Genomic DNA, 17241 nt, shown 5'->3' with positions numbered 1-17241 from the left:
AGAACAATTTTATGGATTTAAGCGCTTGGCGTAGTAACGCAATGTACCACCAGGAATGATGATTGAGTCTTCACGTTTATCTGGGGTGATGTCTGGCGTTTCCCCTGCCATTAGCTGAAAAATGTCATTAGCCTGCATTTCCAACAGCCACTCATTGAACTCCGATCGCCCAACTCTTTCCCCGATCGCCCGTCGCATCCGATAAATCGGCACTAAATCGTCTAAGTTATAATCCCGGTTCAAGCTGTCATACACATCGATCGCCACAGCCTTAAAATCGTCATAGGAGGCGATCGCCCCTGCATCCTTTTTCCCCGTCTCCACAGCAACACTCGCCGCACCATCCTGATGCCGAATCCACTTCAGCAGAGCATTTCCCAGCCGAGTACCGATTTGAGAACCATCAAACTCAAACAGAGAATCCCGACTTTTCAAGCCCTGCGCTAAAACCTCTTTCCCCTTCGCGCTCAACTCCACCCGCGTCACCCGATTTACCAGCGAATACTCGATCGCCCCAGATTCCTGCAACTGGGCGAGCACTTCCAGATACCTCTGACTCGTCTCATTAGTGCGAACAATCCGCTTAGTCAAATCCCCCTTTTTAACCGGAATCTGACCGCCACCCAAATCCCACAAATTCAGCAATACCCGAACTTTCGCCTTCGCATCCCAAACCGCTTGCTCTTCCGGTGTCAAAGTTTTAGACACAGCAATTTCATTTTGCTCAGACATATCCATACCTTTAAATCCCTATTGTTAGTATCAAATCTTACCAGAAATTTTGTTAAAAAACATCTCAACTTCTCAGCAAAATAGCGCGCGAGACCGCGCACAACCCATGCAAACTTCATTTTAAAATAATTGGCATTGACTAAAATCTGAGTATTTGATACAATGACTGATTGGACAATCGATCGCACTTCAAAATATCTACACTCAATAAGAGCGATCGTACATTTCCATCAAAACAATCGGAATCAACCCCACTTACCAGAAAGAATTGGTTTAAAGCCCCAAGCCCGGGAGAAATTAAAATCAGACGATTCATTATTCCAATCCTCGGACTTCCAGGTAGAGCTCGCCCTCCGAAGTCAACTGTCAACTGTCAACTGTCAACTGTCAACTGTCAACTGAAAACTTAGCAACCTCAGCAAATATAGCGCTCCGAACCACAGTCAACCACGAGCAATTCAGATTAACTGCGACTTTAGTTCAATCCCCAATTCAGCCTTTAGAAAGACGAATTCAACCGAAACATCTTGTTACATTGCAATCAAAGCATTGAAGAGAATTTTACCCATGAAAACTATTCCAGACCAAATTGCAGACATCAAAGAAAAACTGCCAGATTTGACTCCCACCCCTCCCAGTTTAAAAGCCCAAGTATCCAGCCACGACCTCAAAGCCCGCTTAGATTGGGGCGAACCCGGACTGACAATCATCGACGCCCGCGATTTTGAAAGCTTCGATAAAAGTCGCATTACCGGCGCCGTACCAATGCCAATGGACGAATTAGTCGATCGAGCAAAAGCCAGCCTAGAACCCGTTCGCGACATCTACATCTACGCCGAAACCGACGAACAAACAGCAGAAGCCGCCAATCTTCTGCGCGCAGCAGGCTTTAGAAAAGTCGCCGAACTAAAAGGCGGAATTCCAGCTTGGAAAGCCATCGACGGCCCCATCGACGGCGCTCTAGAACACGGTAATCCAGGCCCCGCCGCCTACAATGTTTTCGCTCGCCTGCAACATCACGCCAAAGCCCAGAAAATTAACAAATAATCTCACAGAAAACCTAGATACCCGACTTCTTGAAGAAGTCGGGTATCTAACAGAACAATTTGTTTGTAGTAATAACTTCAGTGGGTGCATCTCATTTTGGCGAATATATCCGTAGGGGCGAAGCATGACCGCAGAAAATAGGAGATTATAACTAATAACTTATATGCGGTCATGCTTCGCCCTCTTCAAAAGTGAGATGCACCCACTTCAGTCCTTAGCGAATAAAAGTTTTAAGATAGGACTAAAGTCCTTACTACAAACTTAATTATGGGTAGATAAGGAGATTTGATATTAACTCTTTTTTTTGCCGTCCAAAAAAGCTTTAACTTCCCTCAAGATTTGCCGATTCCCATCAAAAGTAATCTGCTTGACTGCATCCTCAAAAGAACTCCAAGCATGATTCTGAACTTCCTCTACTTGCAACTGAACTTCCATTGAATTTACAAAAGCCAAAAAGTAAGTAACAGTCTTTTCAATTGATTCCCCTTCCTTAGCAGAGGAATAATGTTGCACAGAACTAGGCTTCCCTTCCTTAACAAAGGAATAACTTTCCACAAAACTAGGCTCCTCAACCACTTCACAATCGCGGATGCCAGTTTCCTCCTCAAACTCCCGCTTCGCCGTTTCTAGCGCAGATTCCCCCGGATTCGCGTGACCTTTAGGAAACGCCCAATGTCCGGCTTGATGTTGAATCAACAAAAACAAACTATCAGTTTCAGTCGCAAAAACTGGCACAATGCCAAAAGCTTCATCTTTCATATTTTTTCTCTTTGCTATTAATAACTAATCGGAATCTTCTCTTAGTCCACGCAGGTGGACTTCGTTTGTGTAGACGCGATTTCCAATCGCCGGGAATTTGTGGTTTAAACTATAATTCCCATCCCAACCGAGTTGGCTGTTCGTAAAGCCGCTTCAAAGTATTAACATCCCTCGCAGAAATAGCCGGAGGATTCCGCACCTGAGAAAAATAAAGCACATCAGTTTCCAGCAAACTGTGGCCCCAAATTCCCAAAGCGTGCCCCAACTCATGCCGCGCCGTCGCCGGAACATACTTACCCACTTGATTCGGATTCAAATAAACCGCAAACCGATGAGATAAAACTGTTTTATCCCCGTCCCGACGATTGTACAACTCATAGGTGGATTCCCCCGATCGCGATCGCAAAAGCCCTTGACGCAAAGGCGGAGCCTGACGTAAAATTCTAATATCAGCCGCCTCGGAACTATCCACGACTTGCAAAGGCAAATAAACCCCCCATTCCCGCACAACACCCAACACCGCTGCTATCCATTCTTCAGACTTATTCCCATCTACCGGACGCTCCACATACACCTGAATCGGGAACTTCGACCATAGCAAATGACCGACATTTGGCTGTTTAATGCGATCGAAATAATCGCCGCTATTAGTTGCATCTTGCCAATTAGCCAGCGTTGGTGGTAAAGGATGAACCTGTGGAGAGGGCCAAGTATTTGGGAGAGGAGAAAGAGAAAGACTCGCCGCCGGAGCATTAACCTGAGTAAAAATTATGAGACTAAAACAACATAAAGTCAATCCCAAACCAGCCAGCAATCGAGCTTTTATCGAAACTTTCCACAACCGCATTTTTCAGACCGCAGATACACACAAATAAGCGCAGATGAATACAAATTATATCAACTTCATCTGCGTTAATCTGTGTTTATCTGCCTACATCTGCGGTTAAAAATCCTAATCTTACAACTTAGGAGTCAACCAACCAGCACTCAAAATAATAGTCAAACCCATAAACACAATAGACAGACCCCAAGTAATCCGATTGAGAGTTGTTTCCGCACTCTTAGCGCTGGTAAATAATTGAGCTTGTCCGCCAATTCCTCCAATGCCATCGCCTTTAGGACTGTGGAGCAATACAAAAACCACAAGTCCTAAAGCAGACAAAGACCAGATAACTTGTAACACAGAAACAATATTCATAATTTGGGCTAATTGGTAATTAGTAATCGGTAATTCATTATCATATCAAATTTAGTCGATCGCACACAACCGGGCAGTCGAGGCCCGATCCCCTAAATCATCCTTAAAAAGCAGGGGGGTTTTATAGTCAGGAGAGAGATAGGTACGTAGTTGGGCTTTAGCCCTCTTTGTATATATGTCTAAAGAGGGCTGAAGCCCAACTACGTACCTTGCCTAACCCTACCTACCTGTAGCCCAGACTTCCTAAAGCCGCACCCGCACCGGAGTGCGATTAGCCCGAACTTCAAATTCAGCAGCTTGAATCATAGACTTTCCAGTCATCTCCGGGGGCTGAGGCAACCTCAACAGCTCCAAAATCGTCGGCGCCACATCGGCCAAACAGCCGTCCGCCCTGAGAGCAACATTCCCTCCGTGACCTGGAATTTTCAGACCTTCGCCTTCTATTAGAATAAAGGGCACCGGGTTAGTAGTGTGAGCCGTCCAAGAATTCCCGTTCTCGTCGAACATCACCTCAGCATTTCCGTGGTCAGCAATAATAATTGCCGTTCCCCCAGCTTGGGAAATCCCGGTCAACAGCCGCCCCAAACATTTATCCACAGTTTGAACCGCAATTATCGTCGCATCCAGCATCCCCGTATGACCAACCATATCCGGGTTAGCGTAGTTAAGCACCACAAACGAATAAATCCGCTTGGACAAAGCCTCCAGCGCCACATCCGTCACCTCAGCGGCCGACATCTCCGGCGCCTCATCGTAAGTCGCCACCATCGGACTCTGCACCATTTCGCGGTCTTCCCCCTCAAAAGGCTCTTCCAGACCCCCATTAAAAAAATAAGTCACGTGAGCGTACTTTTCAGTTTCCGCTGTCCGCAACTGTCGCAAACCGTGCTTAGAAATCACCTCACCCAGAATATTGTTCAAATTCTGGGGTTCAAAAGCCACCAGTACCGACGACAGTTTGGGGTCGTACTGAGTAAAACTCGCAAAGGTCAGCGGATCAATTAATGATCGTTCAAAGCCCTTAAAATCTGGCGCTACAAAAGCCTGAGTCAACTCTCTAGCCCTGTCCGGTCGAAAATTGAAGAAAATCATCCCATCCCCGGATGCCACCGCTCCCGGGGCAATGCGAGTCGGAACTGCAAACTCGTCGGTTACTCCTTCAGCATAGGAGGCCTGCAACACATCAACTGCCGATCGACCATCAGGTGCGCCCTCAACCGTCATTACCTCATAAGCGCGGCTCACCCGATCCCAGCGTTTGTCTCTGTCCATCGCGTAATAGCGGCCGCTGATGGTAGCAATCCGACCCACTCCTACTTGTTTGATATAACCTTCTATCTTGCTGAGAGCTTCTACACCCTCTTTCGGAGTAGTATCGCGGCCGTCTGTAATCGCGTGGATGCAAACTTCAGAAATTCCCTGTGCTTTTGCTAGCTGTAGCAAACCCAAAATGTGACTCAGGTGCGAGTGTACCCCACCCTCGGAACAAAGACCGGTCAGGTGTAACTTGCCGCCCCGACGGCGCACTTCCTCGCAAAGTTTAACCAGCGCCCGGTTGTCGAGCAAAGAACCATCTTCGACAGCATCCGAGATTCGCACTAACTCTTGAGGAACCACGCGGCCGGCGCCGAGATTTAAGTGACCGACTTCCGAGTTGCCCATTTGCCCGTCTGGAAGCCCTACCGCCCGACCTGATGTGTTAATCAGAGTTCTGGGATAAGCTGCCCAGAGACTGTCCATCACGGGTGTTTTCGCTAAGGCGATCGCATTTCCGTCTTTTTCTTCACGATAACCCCAGCCATCTAGAATAATCAGCACTACAGGAGATACAGACGTTTGTGCCATGCCAATACCCTATTTACAATAATTAATTTCTCGATCGTCATTATTGCCGATTTTGCGGAACATCTTCCGCTCATATATTTTGTACAGCGGCCCAACAACACGAACAATAATTCCCCCAGCCACAGCATTTTGGAAACTAATTTCCACCCGATCGGCAAATTGTCTAATTGATTGCCTTGACTTGAACTCTGAATCCACCGTTGGATACTGTTACTCGATAGCGCCAACAGTGGCCGTGCTTTGACAGCCGGATTTTCCCGGATTGTTCAACGGTAAACTGCTCTGGAAACACTCAAAACAATACCACACTTGGTCGTATTTTGCTAGTGGCTCAAAAAATAAATTAAACAGCCTTGACCGGGCTGCGAATAACTTTAACAGTATGCAAATAAAAATTGGTTTCTGAATTGTCTCAGTTTCAGCGGACATAAAACTCTACAACATCTTTTTTGATTTTCACATCGTAATTGCCAAAGAAATCGTGACCGAGGAGACCAATTTCCATTTGTTTGGCGATCGCCACTTCGACATTTTGGATGGCAGCACCCCCAACCCGAATCGATCGCACCAAACCAATGGGGAACTCGACAATGCTACCGTCAGCGATCCCCGCTCTCCCAGTGCCCACTTGCCTCACTCCCAGTGCAGTAGCCATCCGCTGAGTAATTAAAGTGCCGCTCGCCCCGGTATCGACAATCATTTCAAAAGTCTTGTTACCGTTAAATACCACATCAATCACAGGTGTCCCACCCGCGCGGCGCTTGATTTTCGCTTGAAATACCTTTTGATTCCCACCAGAGGCTGGTTGATTGGCTGGCGGTTGGGCACCAGGATTTGAGGTGCCCCTGCGAAACTGAGAATACACATTGCCACTTGTGGCTTCCGAGGCTGCTGTTAAAGTGCGATTCCCTTCGGGATAGCTCCGCCGCGCGTGCTGCTGGGAACTCACAAGTGGCACCAATGCCATCACCTTTGTTTCTGGCTGATGTGAATGAGCATTCACATTGCCGCTTCCCACCGATCCCAGACCTACCAAAACAGCCACAGAAACAATGCCCGATCGCCAAATCCGTTTCAGAATCACTTTTGCCACCATAACCATGCCCTAATTAGTTAAATATGTGCAAGAACCACCACCATTGATATCCTAACCTGCTCTTGAAAACCCAGGGCCCGCCTCAATATCAAATCGTCCGGAAAACTTGGCAATTTAAAAGCGATCGCATACCATCAAACCAGGTAAACTGAAAAGCGGCAAATGGCAGCAACTGCAATTGCCATTTGGATCACTTAAAAGTCAGGCGTTTGGGGACGATCGGTAATGCGTAAACTTTTATATTTTGCAACTATAGGAATGCTGGCTTTCTCGATCGGGGGATGCGGCGGCGACGGGGGTGGCGACACAGCCAGTCCCACTCCTAGTCCTAGTATCAGTCCGGGTGCAACACCAGGGGCACCAGCAGCCAACGCTCCCGGAACGACCGGGGGTGTGGCAAGTCCCACACCAGGAGCTCAGACATTCCCCTCTCCAGTAGTAGCGGCCCAGCCCCCCGGCTTGATCCGATCGACAAACCCTGACGATCGCGCCAGACAAGCTCAAGCAGACATTGATGGCAAAAAGACAGCCCCAAGGGCAATTCCACAGACATCTGTCCCCGGCCAAGCAAATGACCCATTCTCAGTCCTTCCCCCTCAACCACTCAAAACAGACGGTGGCGGGACAGCGGGCAACGAACTCCCCAACCTCCCAGTCAGACAAGTTCCAAGTCTGCCCAAGCTGCCAGACGAGAGAAACCCACCTCGGTGGACGCCAGTACCGGGATCGAAAAGGGCACCGGGCGGCGGCACAGTTGCCGAACTTCCCAAAGCTCAAAGCCCCGCACAGGTGTCAAGTCTTCCCAACCTGCCGCTAACCCCCGTACCCCAATGGCGGCCGCCAATTTCAGCGCGTCCCCAAGCAGCTCCCGGACGCCCCGGAGCGAGACCAGCAGGCTCCCCAAACGTCGCAGGAAATCCGCCGTCAATACCGGGCATTCCAGCAGGCTCAACCGGCGGCACCGGACGCCCCGGATCCAGACCGGCAGGTGCCCCAAACGTTGCGGGAAATCCGGCATCAATACCGGGAGTGCCTTCTATACCGGGCTTCCCAACAGGCAGCACCGGCGGTACCGGTACCAGACCAGGACGCCCCGGAGCCAGACCAGCAGGTTCCCCAGATATAGCAGGAACTCCGGCATCATCAATACCGGGAGTTCCCTCTATACCGGGCTTCCCAAGAGGCACGACGGCAGGCCCCCAAGGGACGCGACGACCGGCCCAGACACCGGGACGGCCAGGAGCAACACCGGGACGCCCGCCAGCGATCGCCGCCCGCCCGCCCGGCCCGCCCCGCCCTCCCAACATTCCCAATATCGCCACCAGAGAATTGCCCGGTCTGCCCAAGCTGCCGGAATTAACACCGCCGCCCTCGTGGCAAGACCCGAATCCACCACCACCCCCCGCACCACCACCGCCACCGCCTTCGACAGACAATGCCAAAGGAGTTGAAGTTAGTGGCGTAGTCAGAGTTGGTAATGACATACTGGTAATTGTGAAAGCACCTAACGAGCCAACAAGTCGATATATCAAAGTAGGACAGCGGATTGCCAGCGGGCAGGTGCTAATCAAACGGGTTGATTTCAAATCAGGAGCCGATCCGATTGTGGTTCTAGAAGAAAACGGTGTAGAGGTTTCTAAAATTGTGGGAGAAAAATCTCCCCGAGTTGCCCAGAACCCAATTTAATGCAAAATTTAGCTCAATCCTTAGAAAAAAAATTGAGAACCGTCATGCTTCGCTCAATTAAACAACTCGGAATATTCATGTTGGTTGGCACGGGGGTAGGATGCCTCTCACTGCTAGCCAATACTAAATCGTCATTGGCGGCGCCAGCAGCAGAACAAAAGCGCCCTCCGGTTTGCGAAGGCTCTCCCCCGAACGGTAGAGTCAAGTGCAACTACGAAAATGGCGACAATTATGAAGGAACTTTCGTCAACGGCAGACCTCAGGGACAAGGAATATACGTATACTCCAAGGGCGATCGCTATGAAGGACAGTTTCGTAACGGCGTGCCCAACGGTCAAGGCACATTCCTGTTCGCCAACGATGACCGCATGGTAGGAGAGTTCCGCAACGGTCTGATCGTTAGGGGAGAAGCTATTTTTGCCACGGGCGATCGCTACAGAGGAACATTTGAAATTGTTCAACAAGTAGGTGGCAGCGCTCCAAGCAGTCAGCCACACGGTCAAGGGCAATTTATCTTTGCCACGGGCGATCGCTACGCCGGACAATTTTTCGCAGGAAACCCATTTGGTCGCGGAGTGTTTACTCGATCGGACGGCACTCGCTGCGACGGTCAGTTTTTCAACGAAAAGCTAGACGGTAAAGGTAGTTGCAGTTTCCCCAACGGCGTTCGCTACGAAGGCGAATTTCGTAAGGGATTGCCTCACGGTAGAGGCGTAATTACAGATGCTAAAGGTAGACGCTTTTCTGGAGAGTTTCGGGCAGGCAAGCGCGTTCAACCTTGAATCTCGCTGCTAAAATTTGCGATCGGACATTAGTGGAGGCCTTTTGACATGACGACAAATGCTGCTTCTAGTTCTGGGCACGCCAGCCAAATTCCTTTTGACTTTGCCCCGCAGCAGACTCAAGATGCTGACTTATTAAGACAGCTAGATTTTGTTCCGGGTTTGAAGGAAATCTTGACTTTGCGCCAAGTTCATGCTTTGGAACACGCTACGGTGTGGGTACTCAGCCAATCTGGCGGTACGCCGACAGCAAGAGCAGATAATCAGTTATTGGGCGGAATGTCCACTGACCAAGGATTTTATCTGTACGGCCGCGTTAACATTGCACAGTTGCGTCATGCAGTGCAATTAGCTTTGCAGCGGATTGCCAGCGGAGAGTGGGATTTAGCCGTACATCCCCGCTGTGGCACCAACTTGTCGGTGGCAATGCTGCTGACTGCTGGACTTGCTGTCGGCATCAATTTAGCTCTACCGAAGGGGCCCATTCTGCAACTTTTGGGTTTGGGTGCGGCGGCGGCGACAGCAGCTCAGTTAGCTCCCGATGTGGGAGCTCTGGCTCAGCGCTACGTCACAACTGCTATTCCGTTTAATTTGAGTATTGTTGATATTTCTGTCAGTCAGGACTTCTGGGGACGGGAAGCTCATTTTGTGCGCGTGCGTTGGGTTGAATAGCTGCGACGGCAAGGGAGAGGGGGAGAGAGGGGCAAATCTTCATTTTTCCTTTTTCATTCTTCCTTTTTGAGTCCAGGATGCCAGTGTCACAATAAAGGATTTTTTGGGTACGTTGTTGGGAAAAGAGCGCTCTTTTCCCAACAACGTACCTTTTTTAAGGTGCCATCTGCCTTTTTCATTCTGCCTTTTTCATTCTTCCTTCTGCCATATTATTTGTATTATAGCTTTTCTTATATAGATTAGGTACGTTGTTGGGCTTGGGCCCTCTTAGTTTATTAAGTGGTTGTAGGAGCTGTCAGTCATACCTCATCTTTTTGAGAAAGGCTATATAGCTTTTCTCAAAAAGATGAGAGATAATTCGTAAATGCAGTTTTTAGCAGCATAACTTGCTATGTAATAAATCTAAGAAGGGCCCAAGCCCAACAACGTACCTACTTGTTATAAATCTAAGAAGGGCTGAAGCCCAACAACGTACCTCATTTTTATAAAAACGGATTTATATATCAGAATCGGTATCATAAAAACGATACTATTCAAACGTCAATTCTGGTTAAGCATTAACTTAATTTAATTCACTAACTGGCACTACACAATGAGAAATATATTTTTTGGTAGCTCGATAAATTTCTATTATATTCAGTTTCCATCTTCACAATCAAGGCGTCAGCTATGAAAAGCTCGGATTGACTTCTGAGGCGACTTGCCAGAAGAGAGCAGCATCAGGTAAAATTGCTTGTTAGAATTTTTAGATCAAAAGTCAATCAAAAAAATGTGCAAACTAGCGATCGACAAAACCAGTCTAGCAAGCCTGCTGGCAGTCACCTTGGCCCTAGCAGGCAACAGCTTTTTACCTTTGGGTCACAATGCGAGTTTTGCGAGGGAAATTGCCCAAGCTAACGAACCAGAAAGAGTTCCCGACGGCAAGATGGTTCCCGTTAATGGCAAAGCTAATGTGAGATTAACGAATAAAACCAGCGATCGACTATTTTATCAAGTAGTTGGACAAACTAACCGCCGCAGCTTAGCCGAAAATTCAACAGTCGCGCTGCAAGCATTGACACTACCTGCATCCATTGTATTTAGGCGACAAGACGGCGCATTATTGAAAGCGAGTTTAAAACCCGTTGGTGAAGGCACAGTAGAAGTAAGATTAGACGAGACAAATGATTTAGGTTTGGATAAAAGATCTTTAAGCATTCGGAATGATGGTGCACTGTTTCTCCGATAACACGGCGGTTGAAAGCGCCCGATCTTCTTATCCCAAGCATATTGATATAAAATCAATTTGGCGATCGCCCTGGCAACTCGAACTCACCTTCAATACACATCCGAGTCCCTATGTCAATCAAAAAAATTCTTTCCATAGCCCTGTTAATTTTCATCCCCATTTCCATCGCAGCCGAATATTTGCACTGGGGTTCCCTGGTAGTTTTCATCACATCCGCCCTAGGCATTATACCTCTGGCGATTTGGTTGAGCACAGCAACAGAAGAAGTGGCGATCGTCACAGGGCCCTCCATCGGCGGCTTATTAAATGCAGTCTTCGGGAATGCTACAGAATTAATTATTGCCATAGTAGCCCTGAAAGCCGGCTTGATTGACATCGTGAAAGCCAGCATCACCGGCACCATTATCAGCAACTTGCTCTTAGTTATGGGACTTTCCATGCTGCTAGGGGGAATCCGCTACAAAGAACAAGAATTTAAGCCAATTATCGCCCGGGTGAACGGTTCCACCATGACTCTAGCAGTGATTGCGATTCTGCTGCCGACGATGGTAATTTACACGTCGAATGGAGTGGAACCCGCAGCCATTCAGAATCTTTCGTTGATAACTGCGATCGTCCTAATTGCAGTTTACGCACTAACGCTGCTATTTTCCTTAAAAACTCACAGCTATCTTTACGAAGTCGGCATACTAGAGTTAGAAGATTCTGAAAATACCGATGAATCAACTGCACACAAACCGAATTTGTGGCTGTGGATAGGAGTGCTAGTCGCCTCAACAGTTGCAGTTGCTTTTGAATCAGAAATTTTTGTGGGCGTTGTCGAAGAAACTACCAAAGGATTGGGATTAACACCACTGTTTACAGGTGTAATTTTGTTGCCGATTGTGGGCGGTGCGGCGGAATACGTAACGGCGGTGGGAGTGGCGATGAAAAATAATATGGATTTGTCAGTTTCCGTGGCGATGGGTTCGAGTTTGCTAGTTGCTTTGCTGGTAGCGCCGGTGTTGGTGATTATCGGTATCGTGATTCATCAGCCGATGGATTTAAACTTTAATCCGTTTGAAGTGGTTGCAGTTGCCATTGCGGTGACAATCGCTAATCTAATTAGTCTTGACGGGCGATCGAATTGGCTGGAAGGAGTGCTACTTTTAGCAACATATATTGTGTTAGCTGCGGCATTTTACTTTCACCCTGTTACTTGAAGCAACTGTCAGATCAAATAAAGGTATGTTGTTGCGCTTCAGCGCTCTTAATATTAAGAGCGTGGCTCTCCTGAGTCTGTGGTGATAAACAAACCGCATATCCTTGACGAAGAGAGCATCACAGAATCGCGAACAGTTGTGTCTGATACCGTATCCACCATAAACCCAGGAGAGCCAAGAGCGCTGAAGCGCAACAACATACCTAAAATTACGGACAGCGACACTCTTGAACAGTAACACACTCTATTCTGCAACTTTTTCCTTTGCGCCTCCTCTCGCGACAATCAGCATCATCCTGACATTGTGAAGTGACTTTGTTCTCACAAACTTGCTGACGTGGAAAAGTACCTAAATTTTGTACAGAAACTTGAGCGGTAAGCGCACCCTGTTCTATAATTTGGTTATTTTCTTTGATTTCATAGGCAAATTTATTTTCGCCCTCTAACACCGAAAAAGTTCTTGTTTTGTGACTGTTTGCTAACTTAAATCCAAAACTTTCGGAAAACTCACCTTTGTCATAACTTCTATCTGTGTAAGGATAGGGGTCAGTTTCCATGCCATCGGTCACATTTTTAATCAGCACTCTTCTGTTAGGGCCGGGGGGAGTCTTGCTGGAAACAAATCGAGCGCTTTGCGAATCAGGGGAGATGCCACTTCCGGGACACTGACCTACATATTCAACGCGCTTGAATTGAATCATGTTAATATTAAAACTGTTTTCGTTCTTTACCCGAAATTGTGCTTCGCTAGTCTGCTGGGCGCTGACTGTGAAAGCTGCTAGTGTGACTAAAATTGCACCCATCAAAAAAGCTAGGAATTTGATTGGTCGCTTCCCCGTAAAATATCTGGCGCGTTTCATCTCTTTATACCTCCAATATGAAAAAAGTGCATTTTATTTGAATGTAAGTTTAACTAGAAAGCTTAACTGTTGTCAAGATCGATAAAATAGGTTTGTAGTGAGGACTTTAGTCCTTCCTGGTTAGTCTCTCCACCAATGAATGAAGTATTCATGGTGCAGGTTTGTAGTGAGGACTTTAGTCCTTCCTGGTTAGTCTCTCCACCAATGAATGAAGTATTCATGGTGCAGGTTTGTAGTTGCTAGATGATTAATTAATTAAATCACCATAGCTGACGCACCCTACTTTAAAATGTTACTCGATCGCGCCATTTGTCTATAGCCTTGTTTCCTACTCCTGGCAATCTTTCGACATCCTCCCAAGACTCAAAAGGCTGCTTTTCCCGCGCTGCAATAATTTTCTCGGCTAACTTCTGGCCAACCCCTGGCAAAGTTTCTAGTTCTTCTTGAGTCGCGCTATTCAAATTAATTAAGTTTTTACCACCACTTTGCGGTTGAGGATTCGCAGGTTTTGATGTTGCTTGGACTGATTTACACTCTTTTTGCTTAGCGTCAATTTTCTGTTTGATTCGGGCGGGAATTCCCAAGATTGCACCTTTGTAAAGCCGATCGAACTCCCGCTCAAAATGGGCCCCAACCGTCGGGCTGTCGATCGCCAATAACGTCTCATCATTCCCGTGATTTGCAGCCTCACTCCAGTTGTGAGAGCCTGTCAGCACGGTATTTCCGTCGATAACGCCGAATTTGTGGTGCAGGCGATCGCCCATTGGTAACAGCGGCACTCCCACTGTAGTCAGCGGCTTTTTCCACGGGCGATTGTCCGCTTCTAAGCCGCCGCAATCCTGCATGAAAGTCGCCCCCATCATGTCTAAACCTTCGCTGTAAGGGCGATAAATGAAATTTGGGTCAATCAAAGCTCGCACCGCTACACCGCGCCTAGATTCAAGTTCCAGAGTATTTGACAACCGCTGCGCCGAAAATACAAAGAGTGCCAAATTAACAGATTTTTTTGCCTTTGCTAAAGTGCGATTTATCAAACTGTTAACGCTTTGTTCCCAAGGCAAAGTCGCACTTGTTGGTGAAAATTGCACCGCAACAGTTGCATTACCAACTCTCACTTTTTGCACTTGACGAAACGGCTTTTTGATGCCAAACTTGCTATCCGGTTTACCACCGGGCCCGTCGCCCCACATGATGTTAAATTCTTGAGTAAATATTTGCGCTAATTTAGGGCTGGCAATTTTTAGCAGATTGTTGGCATTGCCGCGACTTGCTGCTGTCTTGAAATCGCCGTGGATATCGCTGGTGGTAAAATTCGCCGAAGTTACGATGACTGTTTTGCCGTCAATTACTGCAAATTTGTGGTGCATCAAACCGCTGCCTTTGCTGCCGTCAGCAGTATCGTCAATTACAGGAATCCCCGCATCTTTGAGAATTACCAAAGCATCATTTTGCTTGATTTCCTCGGCACTAAATTTACCGTCTTTATTGGTATCGGCTAGTTGCAGAAATTCGCTGTAGCGATCGCGCTCTCGTTCTGGTAACTTTGCCAACTCCTGGGCTGTATAATCGCTCCAAGGGCGATTGTACAGATGTTCGACAATTAATCTGACTTTAATTCCAGCGCGCGCGCGATCGGCCAACCTTCGTGCAATACCGGGTAAGCGAAACTCCTGAACCGCTATATCTACGGTCGATTCAGCACTTGCTACTGCCTCGGCGATTAACTTTTCTAAATCATCTCCAGCCCTAGTTTGTGCGCGGTAGGGCTCTGTGTAACTCGAAGTGAGGGACTGATTGAAGTATACTTGCAACAAGGGGTCTTGAGGCAGCGGAGCGAGAGTGGGAGGTAAATTCTGCACGTCCTGCTTTGCTTGTCCGCAAGCCGTCAGGGCGATCGCCAGCAATCCAACACAACACAAACCTGGTAAATTATAATAAAGTACATTCACAAAATTTAAAATTTTATTGAGGTCATCAGTCTATTCAGAGTGGAAAGATATTGGATCGAGGAAAGTTAAAACTATTAAATTTATGACAGGGAATAGATTTTGCGTCTTGTAGAACTGCCTCGATGCCGGAAGCATCACTGGTAGGGTAGCAGCATTCAGGGGCGTGGGTCAAACCCGATACTGATGCTTTATGGCTAAAAGAAAAACAATTTTTGATTGTGGTCACAGGGGATATGGTAAAGCGTGCCATCGGTGCACGCAAGAGTTGATAGCGCAACAGCAATCAGTTGAACTGCTGGCCGAAAAACAGACCCAAAAACAAGAGAGGGAAGCATCATTTGCTAGAGATGCGATCGATCTCAGAGGTCTACCCGACCATGTAGTTACTAAAGCTCGCGCTATTATAGCAGCTTTGGGGGAAAATAAGAATTACAGAGATTTCGGCGGCAAACGCCTGCGTCACAACCGCTGGATTGTGAGTATTCCTGTAACCCGCAACTACAGAATGCTTTGTGAAGATTGCGGCACTTTCTTAATTCCCCAAAAAGTCTTGTCCCATGAAGACTACAATGTCTGCAAACCTGGGAGTCATTAGACAGTTGACAGTTGATAGTTGACAGTTGACAGTGGGGAGTTGACAGTTGACAGCGGGGAGTTGACAGTTGGGAGTTAGCAGTTGGGAGTTAGCAATTGTTATCAGTCATAATTTAAGAATTATGAGTCATGAGTCAATAATCATTTATGCCTTTAGGATAAGTGCTTTATTCATTAGGTAGTCAATCATTCATTATTAGTTCGTCATTTAATTAAAGCAATGCAAATTTACCTCGACTATAGCGCTACAACGCCGACACGCCCAGAAGCAATTGATGCTATGCAAAAAGCTCTGACTCAATACTGGGGAAATCCTTCTAGTTTGCACGAGTGGGGACAAAGGGCGGCGACTGCTTTAGAATTAGCCAGAATGCAGGTTGCTGGGCTGATTAACGCGCTACCGGAATCGATGATTTTTACTTCGGGCGGCACTGAAGCGGATAATTTAGCAATTATGGGAGTTGCGCGTCTTTATACAAAACCGCAGCATATCATTATTTCCAGTGTTGAGCATTCCGCAGTATCAGAACCGGTGCGACAACTCGAAGAATTGGGATGGGAAGTAACTCGATTACCAGTCGATAAACATGGGCGAATTCATCCTTTGGATTTGCAAGAATCACTGCGATCGCACACAGTGCTAATTTCCATCATCTACGGACAAAGCGAAGTTGGTACACTGCAACCCATAGAAGCATTATCGCAAATTGCGCGCGATCGCAATATCCTGTTCCATACCGATGCAGTTCAAGTTGCCGGTAAATTGCCGATTGACGTGCAAAAACTGCCCGTAGACTTGCTTTCGCTTTCCAGTCACAAACTTTACGGGCCGCAAGGTGCAGGGGCGCTGTACGTGCGTCCAGGACTAGAATTGGTGCCAATGTTCGGCGGGGGAGGACAAGAGTTGAAACTGCGTTCAGGGACGCAAGCACTGCCCGCTATCGTCGGTTTTGGAGTGGCGGCGGAGTTGGCTGTGCAGGAAATGGATGTGGAAACGCCGAGATTGATTGGATTGCGCGATCGACTTTTTGACAAATTAGCTGACATACCCAGTTTAGTCCCGACGGGCGATCGATATTACCGACTGCCGCACCACACCAGTTTTTGCATTGTCTCCCCATCCTGTCGCCCTTACCAAAAGAGAGACACAGAGAGAATCACAGGCAAAACTCTCGTGAGACAGCTAAATTTAGCCGGAATTGGCATTAGTTCCGGTGCGGCTTGTAGCAGTGGTAAACTCACGCCTAGTCCGATATTATTGGCAATGGGATATGACGAAAGCGGTGCGGTTGGTGGAATTCGCTTGACACTGGGACGCGAAACAACTGAAGCTGATATTGATTGGACGGTAATTGCGATCGCACAAATTTTAGATAGATTAATGCCCAAGGTAGCATTGTGCAGGAATTAGAAAACTGGGCGGTGGAATATTGGGTGCTTGGAAATCGGGCGGTTGGAAATCGGGCGGTTGGAAACCGGGCGGTTGGAAATCGGGCGGTTGGAAACCCGGCGGTTGGAAACCCGGCGGTTGGAAACCGCGTCTACACAGACAAAACCCGCCTCCGCGGGTTGAAGAAAAGGCGGTGAAATTA

At 47.6% G+C, this 17241-nt stretch carries 19 protein-coding genes; 8 read left to right on the top strand and 11 right to left on the bottom strand.

Going from position 1 to position 17241, the window contains the following annotated elements; genetic code table 11:
* Positions 1 to 9: 9 nt before the first annotated feature.
* A complete protein-coding gene (locus tag JGK16_RS23720; protein ID WP_293186795.1) occupies positions 10 to 732 on the bottom strand; it encodes a hypothetical protein in 723 nt (240 codons plus the stop codon).
* A 139-nt stretch (positions 733 to 871) separates the two neighbouring features.
* Positions 872 to 1048 carry a hypothetical protein gene (locus tag JGK16_RS23715; RefSeq protein WP_293203435.1) on the bottom strand — a complete coding sequence of 59 codons (177 nt, stop codon included), beginning with the start codon at positions 1046 to 1048 and terminating at the stop codon, positions 872 to 874.
* 251 nt (positions 1049 to 1299) lie between these two features.
* Here JGK16_RS23715 and JGK16_RS23710 point away from each other — a divergent pair, with 251 nt between their 5' ends.
* Positions 1300 to 1779: a rhodanese-like domain-containing protein gene (locus JGK16_RS23710; RefSeq protein WP_293186793.1), complete on the top strand. Its 480-nt coding sequence runs from the start codon at positions 1300 to 1302 to the stop codon at positions 1777 to 1779.
* 291 nt (positions 1780 to 2070) lie between these two features.
* Here JGK16_RS23710 and JGK16_RS23705 read toward each other — a convergent pair whose 3' ends face one another.
* From JGK16_RS23705 to JGK16_RS23680, 6 genes are all read right to left on the bottom strand, one after another.
* Complete coding sequence (locus JGK16_RS23705) at positions 2071 to 2538, bottom strand: NUDIX domain-containing protein (RefSeq protein ID WP_293186792.1); 468 nt, start codon at positions 2536 to 2538, stop codon at positions 2071 to 2073.
* A gap of 109 nt (positions 2539 to 2647) precedes the next feature.
* Complete coding sequence (locus tag JGK16_RS23700) at positions 2648 to 3385, bottom strand: peptidase (protein WP_293186791.1); 738 nt, start codon at positions 3383 to 3385, stop codon at positions 2648 to 2650.
* A gap of 111 nt (positions 3386 to 3496) precedes the next feature.
* Positions 3497 to 3736 (bottom strand): preprotein translocase subunit SecG, encoded by a 240-nt coding sequence (gene secG, locus JGK16_RS23695; protein WP_293155559.1) that lies wholly within the window; start codon positions 3734 to 3736, stop codon positions 3497 to 3499.
* A 243-nt stretch (positions 3737 to 3979) separates the two neighbouring features.
* Positions 3980 to 5581 (bottom strand): 2,3-bisphosphoglycerate-independent phosphoglycerate mutase, encoded by a 1602-nt coding sequence (gene gpmI, locus JGK16_RS23690; protein WP_293192753.1) that lies wholly within the window; start codon positions 5579 to 5581, stop codon positions 3980 to 3982.
* A 9-nt stretch (positions 5582 to 5590) separates the two neighbouring features.
* On the bottom strand, positions 5591 to 5779 hold the full coding sequence (locus JGK16_RS23685) for a hypothetical protein (RefSeq protein WP_293186789.1): 189 nt from the start codon (positions 5777 to 5779) through the stop codon (positions 5591 to 5593).
* Positions 5780 to 5999: 220 nt separating this feature from the next.
* Positions 6000 to 6677, bottom strand: a complete 678-nt coding sequence (locus JGK16_RS23680) for a retropepsin-like aspartic protease (protein WP_293186788.1) — start codon at positions 6675 to 6677, stop codon at positions 6000 to 6002.
* Positions 6678 to 6902: 225 nt separating this feature from the next.
* Between JGK16_RS23680 and JGK16_RS23675 the strand changes: the two genes are divergently transcribed.
* From JGK16_RS23675 to cax, 5 genes are all read left to right on the top strand, one after another.
* Positions 6903 to 8363: a hypothetical protein gene (locus tag JGK16_RS23675; RefSeq protein WP_293186787.1), complete on the top strand. Its 1461-nt coding sequence runs from the start codon at positions 6903 to 6905 to the stop codon at positions 8361 to 8363.
* Between the two features lie 44 nt (positions 8364 to 8407).
* Positions 8408 to 9145, top strand: a complete 738-nt coding sequence (locus tag JGK16_RS23670) for an MORN motif-containing protein (protein WP_293155568.1) — start codon at positions 8408 to 8410, stop codon at positions 9143 to 9145.
* Between the two features lie 48 nt (positions 9146 to 9193).
* On the top strand, positions 9194 to 9817 hold the full coding sequence (locus tag JGK16_RS23665) for a DUF6391 domain-containing protein (RefSeq protein WP_293186785.1): 624 nt from the start codon (positions 9194 to 9196) through the stop codon (positions 9815 to 9817).
* A 769-nt stretch (positions 9818 to 10586) separates the two neighbouring features.
* Positions 10587 to 11045 carry a hypothetical protein gene (locus JGK16_RS23660; RefSeq protein ID WP_293192750.1) on the top strand — a complete coding sequence of 153 codons (459 nt, stop codon included), beginning with the start codon at positions 10587 to 10589 and terminating at the stop codon, positions 11043 to 11045.
* A gap of 110 nt (positions 11046 to 11155) precedes the next feature.
* A complete protein-coding gene (cax, locus tag JGK16_RS23655) occupies positions 11156 to 12247 on the top strand; it encodes a calcium/proton exchanger (RefSeq protein WP_293186783.1) in 1092 nt (363 codons plus the stop codon).
* 208 nt (positions 12248 to 12455) lie between these two features.
* Here the strand turns inward: cax and JGK16_RS23650 are convergent, their stop codons facing one another.
* Both JGK16_RS23650 and JGK16_RS23645 read right to left on the bottom strand, forming a co-directional pair.
* Positions 12456 to 13106, bottom strand: a complete 651-nt coding sequence (locus JGK16_RS23650) for a hypothetical protein (RefSeq protein WP_293192747.1) — start codon at positions 13104 to 13106, stop codon at positions 12456 to 12458.
* Positions 13107 to 13390: 284 nt separating this feature from the next.
* Positions 13391 to 15055, bottom strand: coding sequence for a DUF655 domain-containing protein (locus tag JGK16_RS23645; protein WP_293192745.1), 1665 nt, complete (start codon positions 15053 to 15055; stop codon positions 13391 to 13393).
* A 190-nt stretch (positions 15056 to 15245) separates the two neighbouring features.
* Here JGK16_RS23645 and JGK16_RS23640 point away from each other — a divergent pair, with 190 nt between their 5' ends.
* Together JGK16_RS23640 and JGK16_RS23635 are read left to right on the top strand one after the other, a co-directional pair.
* Positions 15246 to 15650: a hypothetical protein gene (locus JGK16_RS23640; protein WP_293186780.1), complete on the top strand. Its 405-nt coding sequence runs from the start codon at positions 15246 to 15248 to the stop codon at positions 15648 to 15650.
* 219 nt (positions 15651 to 15869) lie between these two features.
* Positions 15870 to 17060, top strand: a complete 1191-nt coding sequence (locus JGK16_RS23635; protein ID WP_293186779.1) for a cysteine desulfurase family protein — start codon at positions 15870 to 15872, stop codon at positions 17058 to 17060.
* On the opposite strand, the gene JGK16_RS23630 is transcribed toward JGK16_RS23635, so the two are convergent.
* A partial coding sequence (locus JGK16_RS23630) for a hypothetical protein (RefSeq protein ID WP_293192742.1) occupies positions 17057 to 17241 on the bottom strand: 185 nt, incomplete at its 5' end. The genes JGK16_RS23635 and JGK16_RS23630 overlap by 4 nt on opposite strands.

Origin of the sequence: Microcoleus sp. PH2017_09_SFU_O_A (genome assembly GCF_020738625.1) — a bacterium.
GTDB lineage: Bacteria > Cyanobacteriota > Cyanobacteriia > Cyanobacteriales > Microcoleaceae > Microcoleus.
The sequence above is the reverse complement of the archived record's forward strand: the minus strand, read 5'-3'. Positions and strand labels throughout refer to the sequence as shown.